Origin of the sequence: Streptomyces sp. NBC_01446, from assembly GCF_026340095.1 — a bacterium.
In the GTDB taxonomy this organism is placed as follows: domain Bacteria; phylum Actinomycetota; class Actinomycetes; order Streptomycetales; family Streptomycetaceae; genus Streptomyces; species Streptomyces aureus.
The window spans coordinates 426,068-438,568 of sequence record NZ_JAPEPO010000001.1 but is presented as its reverse complement, the minus strand read 5'-3'; the positions used below and the strand labels follow the sequence as shown (position 1 = coordinate 438,568).

Annotated in this window: 6 protein-coding genes; 4 read left to right on the top strand and 2 right to left on the bottom strand. The window is 70.1% G+C overall.

From position 1 onward, the window contains the following. Window positions 1-36 precede the first annotated feature (36 nt). The 3 genes from OG456_RS01950 (at window position 37) to OG456_RS01940 (ending at window position 7,851) form a co-directional block, all read left to right on the top strand. Window positions 37-2,079 (top strand): flotillin family protein, encoded by a 2,043-nt coding sequence (locus tag OG456_RS01950; protein WP_266556598.1) that lies wholly within the window; start codon window positions 37-39, stop codon window positions 2,077-2,079. A 104-nt stretch (window positions 2,080-2,183) separates the two neighbouring features. After that, window positions 2,184-7,037, top strand: coding sequence for a DNA repair ATPase (locus OG456_RS01945; protein WP_266556596.1), 4,854 nt, complete (start codon window positions 2,184-2,186; stop codon window positions 7,035-7,037). A gap of 163 nt (window positions 7,038-7,200) precedes the next feature. Continuing rightward, window positions 7,201-7,851 carry a DUF6226 family protein gene (locus OG456_RS01940; RefSeq protein WP_266556594.1) on the top strand — a complete coding sequence of 217 codons (651 nt, stop codon included), beginning with the start codon at window positions 7,201-7,203 and terminating at the stop codon, window positions 7,849-7,851. A 33-nt stretch (window positions 7,852-7,884) separates the two neighbouring features. Here the strand turns inward: OG456_RS01940 and OG456_RS01935 are convergent, their stop codons facing one another. Continuing rightward, window positions 7,885-9,468, bottom strand: a complete 1,584-nt coding sequence (locus OG456_RS01935) for a long-chain-fatty-acid--CoA ligase (protein ID WP_266556592.1) — start codon at window positions 9,466-9,468, stop codon at window positions 7,885-7,887. Window positions 9,469-9,691: 223 nt separating this feature from the next. Between OG456_RS01935 and OG456_RS01930 the strand changes: the two genes are divergently transcribed. Continuing rightward, entirely contained in the window at window positions 9,692-10,855 is a 1,164-nt protein-coding gene (locus OG456_RS01930) for a TetR/AcrR family transcriptional regulator (RefSeq protein ID WP_266556590.1), read from the top strand. 170 nt (window positions 10,856-11,025) lie between these two features. Here OG456_RS01930 and OG456_RS01925 read toward each other — a convergent pair whose 3' ends face one another. Further along, window positions 11,026-12,234 (bottom strand): oxygenase MpaB family protein, encoded by a 1,209-nt coding sequence (locus OG456_RS01925; protein ID WP_266556588.1) that lies wholly within the window; start codon window positions 12,232-12,234, stop codon window positions 11,026-11,028. Window positions 12,235-12,501 lie beyond the last annotated feature (267 nt).

The following is a 12,501-nucleotide window of genomic DNA, read 5'->3' as shown; positions in this document are numbered from 1 at the left end:
GGGCGCCAACCGCCCCTGAAGCCAAAGGACTTCATCATGGATGCCACCACCGTGGGCATCGGCGTGTCCGTCGTCGTTGTCCTGATCGTCGTCGCCGCGCTGCTGCTCGTGTTCACCCGGCTGTTCCGCAAGGTGGAGCAGGGCAAGGCCCTGATCGTCTCGAAGATCCGCAAGGTCGATGTGACGTTCACCGGGCAGGTCGTGCTGCCGGTGCTGCACAAGGCCGAGGTGATGGACATCTCGGTGAAGGCCATCGAGATCACCCGGACCGGCCGGGACGGGCTGATCTGCCAGGACAACATCCGTGCCGACATCCGCATCTCGTTCTTCGTGAAGGTCAACAAGACCGTCGAGGACGTCATCAAGGTCGCCCAGGCCGTGGGCACCCAGCGGGCGAGCGACCAGAAGACGCTGCAGGAGCTGTTCCACGCGAAGTTCTCCGAGGCGCTCAAGACGGTCGGCAAGCAACTGGACTTCACCGATCTGTACACCAAGCGCGAGGAGCTGCGGTTCCGCATCATCGAGGTCATCGGTGTCGACCTGAACGGCTACCACCTCGAGGACGCGGCGATCGACTACCTGGAGCAGACGCCGCTGGCTCAGCTCGACCCGAACAACGTCCTCGACGCGCAGGGCATCCGGAAGATCACCGAGCTGACGACCATCGAGCACGTACGCACGAACGAGTTCCAGCGGACGGAGGAGAAGGAGATCACGCGGCAGAACGTCGACGCCCGCGAGACCATCCTGGAGCTGGAGCGCCGCCAGGCCGACGCCGAGATCAAGCAGAAGCGGGAGATCGACACCGTTCGGGCGCGTGAGGAGGCCGAGACGGCGCGGGTGGTGGAGGAGGAGCGGCTGCGCTCGCAGGGTGCGTTCCTCGTCACGGAGGAGAAGCTCGGTGTGCAGCGCGAGAACCAGGCCCGTGAGGTCGCCGTGGCGCAGAAGAACCGCGAGCGGGTCATCGCCGTCGAGAACGAGCGCATAGAGAAGGACCGTCTGCTGGAGGTCATCGCGCGGGAGCGGGAGACGCAGCTGACGAAGATCGCCGCTGACAAGGAGGTCGAGGCGGAGAAGCGGGAGATCGCCGAGGTGGTGCGTGAGCGGGTCGCCGTGGACCGTACGGTGGCCGAGCAGGAGGAGTCGATCAAGAAGCTGCGCGCGGTCGAGGAGGCCGAGCGCGGGCGGCAGGCCGTCATCATCGCGGCGGAGGCCGCGGCGCAGGAGAAGCTCGTCAAGGACATCAAGGCCGCGGAGGCGGCCGAGCAGGCTGCCACGCACCGGGCGGCCGAACAACTCACCCTCGCCGAGGCCGAGTTGAAGTCAGCCGATCTGCAGGCACAGGCCAAGCTCAAGCGCGCCGCGGGCATTCAGGCGGAGAGCGCGGCCGCCGGGCTCGCCGAGGTGCAGGTACGCGACAAGGAGGCCGAGGTCATCGAGAAGGCCGGCCGTGCCGAGGCGGAGGCCACCGAGGCCAGGATGCGCGCGGAGGCGGAGGGGGCTCGCGCGAAGGCGCTGGCCGAGGCGACCGCCATCGCGGAGAAGCTGAAGGCGGAGGCCGAGGGCATCAATCAGAAAGCCGTCGCGATGGCCGCCCTGGACGACGCGTCGCGCGGGCACGAGGAGTACCGGCTGCGCCTGCAGGCCGAGAAGGAGATCCGGCTCGCCGGCCTGGACGTGCAGCGGCAGGTCGCCGAGGCCCAGGCAACGGTGCTCGCGACCGGCCTGGAGAACGCGGACATCAACATCGTCGGTGGCGAGTCCGTCTTCTTCGACCGGCTCGTGTCCTCGATCGCGCTGGGCAAGGGCGTCGACGCCTTCGTCCAGCACTCCGAGACCGCGCAGGCGCTGGCCAGGCCGTGGCTGGACGGCACCGAGAGCTTCACCGAGGACGTGTCGAAGATCCTCGGCTCGCTCTCTTCGCCCGTGCAGAACCTCACCGTCTCCGCGCTGCTGATGAAGCTCATGAAGGGGGGTGGCGAGCAAGCCGGGCAGGTGGGTGAACTGCTCGACAAGGCGAACCAGTTGGGCATCGCGAATGTGCCGCTCGCCGACTTGAACGGATCGCGCAGGAACTGATCCGCCCATTGAATCGCGCCCGGTCCCGCGGTACGGGGGTCCGCGGGTCCGGGCGCGCCCAGCACCCGCACACATAGCAGCAGAGCCGGAAAGGGAGACCGGGCATGGCCACCGGAACGGAACCGCGGACCGGTCTGGACGCGGGCACGTACGAAGTCCTGCGCGACCGACTCGCCCTACAGGCCCGGGAGTTGACCGACCGTGCCACGGCGCTCAACGACCGCCGCGTTGCCGCGTTCGGCTCCACCGATCTGACGCTCGCCGCGAGCGGGGCCGTGCGCACCGACGAGCCGCGGGTCGCACGCGATGTCGTCGCCGTAGGGGACGTCCTGCTGCTCGGTCTGCGCACCTCGCCGGGCACCCGCACGCCCGACATCGGCGACGTCTTCACCCTGCACGACCGCGACCTTGCCCGGCTGCCCGGCAGCGCCGTTGCGGGCCTCCTCGACGACCCCGCGTTCGTGACGGAGTTCGCCGCGCTCTTCCGCTATTACCGTCAGACGCGCCTCCTTCAACTCCGTGATGTCGAAGGCAAGTTGCTCGCCGTCTTCCAGATCGGCGAGAAGCCCGACGACATCCGCGTGCTGCGCTGGGAACACGACGGCCGTGGTGGCGTGCGGTTCCTCGACGCGCGCGGCGAGCGTGATGACGTGCTGCCGCCCGCGCACGGCGTCAGCTGGCGGGACGCGACCCGCGAGGACCACGTTCCAGGGCGTCACCCGCACGTCTCCATCGGTGGCGAGGTGTACGTGTCCACGGTCGGCGGCGCCCTGACCGTCAAGGTCGAGGACGACACCGAGACCGGTGACTGCATCCACTCCGAACCGGTCGACGAGCCGCTGCAGTCCCTCGCGGACGCCGACATCGCGCATGCCCGCGTCGGCGCCCTGCTCCTGCTGCGCATCCGCCCGTACAAGGAGGACGCCTGGCGCCACCTGGTCTTCAGCACCCTCACCAGGACCGTCGCACGCCTCGACGGCATCGGCCAGGGCTGCCGTGTCCTCCCCGACGACCAGGGCATCCTCTTCCCCGGCGGCTACTGCCTGGCCACCGGCACGCACAAGACGTTCGACGCGCTCGACACCATGGGCCTGGCCTACGACAGGACGATGCGCTCGCCTAACGGCGAGGACGTCCTGTACGTCTTCCGCGCCCGGGCCGCGGGACGCACTCTGCTGCTCCCGTACAACGTGATCCGCAAAGAGGTCGCCGCCCCGCTCACCTGTCGCGGCCACGCCGTCTTCGACGACGGTATCCTCATGCTGCTCCGGTCCGGCGAGGCCGATGAGCCGGCGCGCGTGCACCCGGTCCAGACGTGGCGCACCCCGTTCACGGCCGACACCTACGCTGCCGAAGAGCCCGGTGACGACACGTCGTTGACCCGCATAGGCAACGCCGATCTCGTACGGGGCATCTCCGACTGCCTGTCCGTCGCCCGCGCCGTCGCCGGGACCGCGCACGCCCCCACCGCGAACGCCTACGAGGCGCTGGCCGCGTCCTGCGAGCGCGCCGCCGACTCCTACCACTGGCTCGCCGAACCCGAACTCGGCCATCTGGACGAACCGTTGGAGGCGGTGCGAGCCACCGCGCGGCAGGTCCTGACCGAGTACGAGACGGTCCGGACCCTGACCCGGCAGGCCGGCGACGCGCTTGCGGACGCGGCCTCGCACATCGCGGGCCTGGTACGCAGGATCCGCGGGGAGGTGCCGCGAAGTGCCCACGAGTGGGTCGGCCGCATCACCGAACTGCGAAGAGCACAGGGCCGATTGCTCACGCTCAAGGAGCTCAGGTACGCGGACGTCGACGGCATCGACACCCTCGCCGACGACCTCGCGGGAGATATCGCCGCGGCCGCAGCCCGCGCCGTCACCTTCCTCGCGCGCCCGGACGCCTTCGCCGCCCACCATGCCGACATCGAGGAGCTCACCGCCGAGGCCGCCCAGCTGCAGACGGCCGCAGAGGCGACCCCGCTCGCCACCCGCGTCGCCGACCTCGCCGAGCAGCTGCAGACGGTGACCGGCATCGTCTCAGGTCTCGACGTCGGCGAAGCGACCGTGCGTACCGGCATCCTGGAGCGCATCGCCGAAGTCCTCGCCGGCGTCAACCGGGCCCGCGCCACACTCGACGCACGCCGCCGCGAACTGACCGCGAACGAGGGGCGCGCCGAGTTCGCCGCCGAATTCACGCTGCTCGGCCAGGCCGTCAGCGGCGCCCTCGCCGTCGCCGACACACCGCAGTCCTGCGACGACCACACCGCCCGCCTGCTCCTCCAACTACAGTCACTGGAAGGCAGGTTCGCCGACTCCGACGACTTCCTCGCCGGCCTCGACGCCAAGCGCACCGAGATCCACGAGGCGTTCGCCGCCCGCAAACAGACCCTCGCCGACGCCCATGCCCGGCACACCGAACGCCTCGCGCTCTCCGCGCACCGCGTCATGGAGACCGTCACCCGCCGCCTGGCCGCCCTCGCCTCACCCGACGACATCGCCACATACCTGGCGTCCGACCCGATGGTCGCCAAGGTCCGCCGCACCATCGACGAACTGCGCGCCCTCGACGACCAGGTGCGCGCCGAAGAACTCGACGGCCGCCTGGCCGTCGCCCGCCGGCACGCCCTGCGCACCCTGCGCGACCGCACCGACCTCTACACCGACGGCGGCAGCGCCATCCGCCTCGGCCGCCACCGCTTCCCGGTCAACACCCAGCCGCAGGAACTGACCCTCGTCCCCCACGGCGACGGCATGGCCATCGCCCTGGGCGGCACCGACTACCGGGCGCCCGTCACCGACCCCGGCTTCGCCGAACTGCGGCCCTACTGGACCCAGTTGCTCCCCTCGGAGAACGAGACGGTCTACCGCGCCGAGCACCTCGCCGCCCGCCTGCTCGCCGACCACGGCGCGGACGCGCTCCTTGCCACCGACGACCTGCGCGCCCTGGTGCGGGCCGCGGCCGAGAAGTCGTACGACGAAGGCTACGAACGCGGCGTCCACGACCACGACGCGACCCTGATTCTCACCGCCCTGCTGCGCCTGCGCTCCGGCGCAGGACTGCTGCGCCACACACCAGCCGCCCGCGCCGCCGCGCAGCGGTTCTGGGCGCTCGGGGCGGACGAGGGCGAGCGCGAGCAGTGGACCCGCCGCGCCGCCTCGCTCGCCCGCGCCCGCGACACCTTCGGCCTGGTCCCGGTCATCGCCGACTGGTGTGCCGAACTCGCCGCCCGCATCGGAGACGCCCCGGCCGCCGACTACCTCTTCGAGGAGCTGACGTGCGCACCCGATGGCTTCGTCACCTCGGCCGCCACCCGTACGTTCCTCGACAAGTTCCGTCGCGCCGTGGACAGTTCGGCCTACGAGGCCGACCTCGCCGGTGTCACCGACCTCGCGGCCCGCCGCTCCCTGGCCGAGGCCTGGCTGTCCTCGTACGCCGCCTCGACCGGAGAGGGAGACACCGACCTCCCCGAGGCCGTCGCCGTCGAGCTCTGCCCCGGCCTCGCCCGCTACGACAACGACGAGCCGCTCACCGCGACCGTCGACGGGCTCCTCGGCACCCACCCGCGCCTGGACGGCCGCCGCCTCACCCTCCGCCTCGACGAACTCCTCGCCCGCACCCGCCAGTTCCGTGAACACGTCGCCCCCGGCTTCCGGACCTACCAGTCCCGCCGGGCCACCCTCGTCGCCGCGGAGCGCGCCGCGCTGCGCCTGGACGAGCACCGCCCGCACGTCCTGCCGTCCTTCGTCCGCAGCCGCCTCATCGACGAGGTGTACCTGCCGCTGATCGGCGACAACCTCACCCGTCAACTCGGCACCGAAGGAGGCCTCTTGTTGCTCCTCTCGCCGCCCGGCTACGGCAAGACGACCCTCGTCGAGTACGTCGCCGAACGCCTCGGCATGCTCCTGGTGAAGGTCAACGGACCGGCCCTCGGCCACCAGGTCACCTCCCTCGACCCCGCCCAGGCCCCGAACGCAACGGCACGCCAGGAGGTCGAGAAGATCAACTTCGCCCTTGAGGCGGGCAACAACGTCCTGCTCCACCTCGACGACATCCAGCACACCTCGCCCGAACTCCTCCAGAAGTTCATCGCGCTCTGCGACGCCCAACGCCGCATGGACGGCGTCCGGAACGGCGCATCACGTACGTACGACCTGCGCGGCAAGCGGTTCGCCGTCTGCATGTCCGGCAACCCCTACACCGAGTCCGGTGCCCTCTTCCGCATCCCCGACATGCTCGCCAACCGCGCCGACGTGTGGAACCTCGGCGATGTCCTGACCGGCAGGCAGGACGCCTTCGCCGTCAGCTTCGTCGAGAACGCGCTCACCGCGAACGACCACCTGGTGCCGCTCGCCGGCCGCGACCGCGCCGACCTCGACGCCCTCCTCCGCCTTGCCGCCGATGGTCCTTCCTCGGGCCCCCGATCCGGCGCGCCCACGGAAGGAGGCCCCATCGTCCGCACCGACCGGCTCAGCCACCCGTTCGCCCCGGCCGAGACCGAGCGGATCGTCGCGGTGCTGCGCCACCTGCTCACGGCCCGCACGACCGTCCTGACGGTGAACGCCGCCTACATCGCCTCGGCCGCGCAGTCCGAAGACGCCCGCACCGAACCACCCTTCCAACTCCAGGGCTCCTACCGCGACATGAACAGGATCGCGGCCCGAATCGACCCGGCGATGAACGACGCCGAACTCTCCGCCGTCCTCGACGACCACTACGCGGCCCAGGCCCAGACGCTCACCACGGGCGCCGAGGCCAACCTCCTCAAGCTCGCCGAACTGCGCGGCACCCTCACGCCCCAACAGACCGAACGCTGGTCGCAGCTGAAGGCCGCCCACGTCCGCGCCCGCACGCTCGGGGGCGCCGACGGCGACCCTGCCGTCCGCGCGGTCGCCGCGCTGGGACTGGTGGCCGACCGCATCGCTGCCGTCGAGTCCGCGATCACTCGCGTCACCGCTCCCAGTGAGTAGGTTGCCGCCTGTCATCCGCAGTTCAGCGCCGTACGGGCCGTATCGCCGAAGGGCCTGGCGAGGTCTGTGCTGTCCGGGGAGGTGGGGTGGCGCGCTCGCCGCTGTCGACGTACCCCTGGTCGGTGGCGAAGCCCGTCCCGGCTTCGCGCCGTAGGGTGCCGGTATGGATCCAGTGGGGCTCGGCCGGGCTGTCGATGAGGCATTCGCCGTCACTGGGTTGGACACCCCTCCCTGGCCCGATCCGCATCCTGACGGCGAAGTGCGGGACGAGGAGTACTCGCGGTGTCCGGCGCCGGAGAAGTACCGGGTTCTCGCTGCCCGGGCCGACGCCTGGACACGGGCGTTGTCCCGGCTCGGGCTGGCCGAGGTGGAGACGGTCACGGATCCGGCGGCGATCTGGAGGCGAGAGCCGGGCGTGGCCGTGAGCGGCGCTGTCCGGCTGCAACCGGTGCGCGCAGACGCGGTACCTCTCGTGTTCGGGTTCTCGGCCATCGACGAGGTTCCCGGGACGGTTCTCGTGGTGGGGGCGGGGGAGCCCGCTGTGACTCTCGAGCAACTTCCGGACTGTGGCTGCGATGCCTGTGACAGCGGTTCCGCCGATCTGCTCGAGGCGCTGGACGAGGTAGTGGTCGCCGTGGTCAGCGGCACGTTCGTGCACGTCGACGCCGGGGAGGGGCGCGAGATCGTGTGTACGGGGGACAACTGGTCGGCGAGCAACTGGGATGCGTTCGGGCCGCCGGTCGAGGAGGCGCTTGCCGCGGCGCGGGCCGGTCGGTCGCCGTACCGCGTCGTGCGGGGGCAAGCCTGGGAGTGATCACCCGTGCGAGGTCACGTCACGCGAAATCGATCACCGTTCACTGACGCCGGCCTCTTCCGCGTCCCGGGTGCGGAGCAAGGACTTGACCACCTTGCCGCCCGCGTTACGGGGAAGCTCGGCAACCAGCACGAGGTCCTTCGGCCACTTGAAAGACGCGAGCTTTCCTTCGAGGAACTCCGTCAGCTCGCGCAGCGACAGTCCGGCTCCCGGGGTGACGGTGACGTAGGCGACCGGCACCTGGCCCCAGCGCTCGTCGGACCTGCCGATCACGGCGACCTCCCGTACGGAAGGGTGCGCGGCGACGGCGTTCTCCAGCTCGGCGCAGTAGATGTTCTCGCCGCCACTGATGATCATGTCCTTCTTGCGGTCGACCACCCAGACGAAGCCCTCGTCGTCCCGCTTGACCAGGTCACCGGAGTGGAACCACCCTCCGTCGAAAGCCTCCGCGGTCTCCTGCGGCTTCCTCCAGTACCCCTGCGTCACCGTGGGCCCGCGGTAGACGATCTCACCGACCTCGCCGACGGCGACGTCGTTCATGTCCGCGTCGACGATGCGGTACTGGATGCCCGGGATCGGCCGACCGACCGAGCCGAGCTTGCGCAGCGCATCCTCACCGCGGAGCACGCAGGTGATCGGCGAGGTCTCCGTCTGGCCGAACACCGCCACGTTGAGCGCGGCGGGAAACTTCTCGCCCATGGCGCGCAGGGTCGCATGGCTCGCGGGGGCGGCACCCCAGCTGATGATCCGCAGCTTCAGGTCACGCTTGTCGATGTCGGGCTGGGCGCAGATCAGGTCCCACTGCTGCGGAACGTTGAACACGACGGTGGCGCCTTCGCGTTCATAGGCGTCGAGCACCGCCCGCGGGTCGAACGCGCCCAGCGGATGGATCACGACCGTGCTTCCGACCACGAAGTTCGCCACGATCGAACCCAGACCCGCGATGTGGAAGAAGGGCGCCGTCAGGAAACCGACATCGGAGTCGTCGAACATCTCCATCGCGCGGATGCACGTGATCGCCTGCACCTGCATGTTGCGGTGGGACAGCATCACCCCCTTCGGCCGGCCGGTGGTGCCCGAGGTGTACATGATCAGCGCGGTGGACTCCTCGCTGATGTCGGGCAGTTCCATCGGCTCGTGCGCCGACAGGAACTCCTCGTACGCGGTGCGGCCTTCGGCCTGGGCCTCGCCCGATTCGCCGATGACGACGACCGTGCCGATCGACGTGGCGTTCGGCACGGCCTGGAGCAGCGGCAGGAGATGTGCGTCGACGACGATCGCCGACGGAGCGCAGTCGGTCAGGATGTAGTCGAGTTCCAGCGGCGCGAGCCGGAAACTGAGCGGCACGGCCATGGCCCCCAGGCTGTTCGCCGCGAACACGCTTTCCACGAACCACGGATGGTTCAGCGTGAGCATGGCCACGCGGTCACCCGCGGCGACGCCTCGGTCGGCGAGTGCGGCGGCCAGTTGCAGCGAACGCCGCGACAACTGCGCCCAGGTCGTGGTCTTTCCGAGATGGCGCAGCGCGGGCTTGTCGGGTCGCATCATCGCGTGGGTGGCCGCCTGGGACATCCAGTGGTGCCGGAAGGACCAGGCGGGCGCCGTGTCGGTCGACATGGGTGACTCCTCGGGTGTCGTATCGATCGGTGGCCGCTGCGGCATTGTGCCGTCCAATGCCGCGGTTCGAGAAGCGTCGCGACGCATTTTGTTAATGGAAAATCACATAGGTGGCGTCTCGGGACCGCATGTCGCACGGTCCGCACTCGGGTCGCCCCAGCACCTGCCCGACGTGTGATTGACTGGGCCGTATGGCCCCGTCTCCGCATGCGTGTGTGCGTTCATGACCACCGAGCCGAGCGCGGCCACTCGCCCCCGCAACCGCAGGCAGCTCATCGTCGAGGCGGCAGGCCGGCTCTTCAGCGAGCGCGGCTACCACGCGGCGTCCATGGAGGAGATCGCCGCCGGTGTGGGCATCACCGCCACGGCCCTGTACCGGCACTTCCCGAACAAGTACGCACTGTTCGCCGAGTGCGCGCACGCCATGGTGGACCGGCTCGTCGGCGCGCTCGTCGAGATGCCGCCCGAGGCGACCCCGGCAGACGTGCTCACCGCCCTCATCCGGGTCACCCTCGCGCATCGCGCGTCGGGCGGCGTGTACCGATGGGAGGCCAGGTACCTCGACCGCGAGGATCGCCGGCTCCTCAGGGCGAAGTTCGCGTACGTCGTCGGGCGGGTCACCGAGGCAGTGCGGCGCGAGGAACCGCGGTCCGATGAGCAGTTGCGGGTCGCGGCGGCGCTCGGCGCGATCGGGTCCATCACGATGCATCGCACCTCCATCGCTCAACGGCGGGTCGAGGAACTGCTGTCGGCGTGCGCCCTGCGCGTGATCGCGACCGACCCCGTACCGGCCGTGGGGAGCAGGCGCTCCGTCGAGCTGCCGGTCCTGCCAGTGCCGCGCTCACGACGCGCGGAGATCCTCGCGGCCGCCGTCCCGCTGTTCGCCCGGGACGGGTTCGCCAACGTCACGAACGGCCAGATCGCACAGGCGGTGGGGCTGGCCCCGTCCGCGCTGTACCGCCACTACCCGGGCAAGGTCGACATCCTGGCGGCGGCATGCCTGCAGGCGGCGGGGCTGCTGGCTCAGGCGGTGGACCGGAGCCTGCAGAAGGTGGCCGATCCGCGTGACGCCGTCGCGGCGCTGGCGGCGACGTACGTGGCCTACAGCTTCGAGCACACCGCTCTCACGAGCGTCGCCGAAGCAGAGTTCGTCGGCCTGCCGGCCGACCTGCAGCGCCCCTTGGTCCTCGCGCAGCGTGAGCACATCGCCGTCTGGGAGCAGCAGTTGCGAGGGGCGCGTCCGGAGCTGGACCCGCGTCAGGCCCGGGTGCTGGTGCACGCCGGGTTCGGCGTGGTGGTCGAGGCCGGGCGGAGACTGCGGTGGCAGGACAGCCCTGACCACCGGGCCGCCGTGACCAGCCTGGTCGCGGGCGCCCTGGGTCTCTGAGCAGAAGCCCGGGCCTCGGGGCCGAGCCTGGGTCGATGAGCGGAGCCCTGGGTCTCGGGGCCAGCCTGGGTCTCTGAGCAGAGCCGGGGTGTCTGGGCGGAGAGCGGGCGGATGCCCGTCCTGCGGCAGGTGTGCCGTGGGACGGGCCTGCGCGCGATCGGCTCCGGTCCTCAGGAGGCCGCTCTGTTCCCGGTCGGGATCACGATGGGGGTGGTCGTCCCCGAGGCGCCCTTGTTGAGGAACAGCATGGCCAAGGCGCGTACGAACTGGTCGAAGACGTAGAAGGCGCCGGGCGCGACGGGCGACAGCCCCTCGCGGAACAGGATGAAGGCCGGCCACGCCGTGCGGATCAGTGCCGCCGAGGCGTAGTCGCGCTTCAGTCCCAGCCAGTCGCCGATCTCGTCGCTGAGGACGTAGCGTACGAACTCGTTGAGGAAACCGCGCGTGACGCCCAGGTCGACCTGTGCGGTCAACCCGAGCAGGTCCTCGGCCAGTTCGATGCCCTCGGTCGTCGGGGCGAGGATCGGTGTGAGGACCTGCCCCGACTGTGCTTCCGCGTCGGCCCACGACTTGGGGATGTACTCGTCCCGCACGCCGAGCAGGTGCAGGGCGACCTGCCAACTGTGCAGGAAGGCGTCCTGGTCCTCGGCCGAGAACGGGACCTTCCAGTCGAGCAGCTTCCTGCGCACGAAGGTGCCCAGGCTGTGGAAGGTGACCAGGATGTCGGCGTTGCTGATCGGGATGCGCTCGTCCGTGACCGCTGTCCAATGGGGCGACTGCGGCAGCAGGTGACGCACCGCGGCGTGCACCACACGCGTCTTGTTGGCCGTGACCACGAACTGGCCCGTCGGCTCGAAGCCCTTCAGCTGGGCCAGGTCGTAGCCGAACGTGAACGTCTTCGCCGCGCGGTCCTGCATGTTGGCGCCGCCCGCGGACCAGTAGACGCTCCTGGCCTCCCGCGGGATCACAGTGCTCATGATCCCGCTGCCGAGCCCGTACAGAAGAAACAGGTACGTGTCCTTGCGCCGGTTGAAGTCGGCGGCGCGAGCCAGCTTGGCGGGGTCCGCCCAGGAGGGAAGTTTGTTGACCCTCTGCAGGTATGCGGTGAGGTCGGCCGGCAGGCCACTGGGCAGCGGGTCGTTGTTGTTCACCCACGACGCCATCGCGGTGTTGACCGCCGGAACCTGGCCATTGTCGATGAGCGAGGCCACCAGCTGGTCCACCTCGTCGTCCCACACGTATTCCGGATCGGTGCCCGTGCCCGTTCCGGCGACCGAGCCCGTCGGCGACCACGCCCACGCATTGGCGGTGCTCGTCGCGCTTACGAGGCCCAGCGCGGCACCGAGGGACAGGACTCTTCTGCGGCTGAGATTGTGCATTGACTTGCTCGCCTTCCTGGTAGGACGTGCGGCCCATCTCGCTCTGTGTGACGCGGAGTTGGCGTTGCCGGCACGGTTCAGAGCTTGTTCCAGGATGTGATTTCTGATTAACATAGCGAGGTGCGCTGCCGTCGACAAGGGCATCGACGTGACCGACGAGCCGTCGCCGGCTCAGGCCCCGGCCCACCGGATCCGCACCGGGGGAACCGGACGCAGGGCCACGGCATTCCGGCTCGAACCAGTCCCGTACGACCGAGGAGCCCGCAT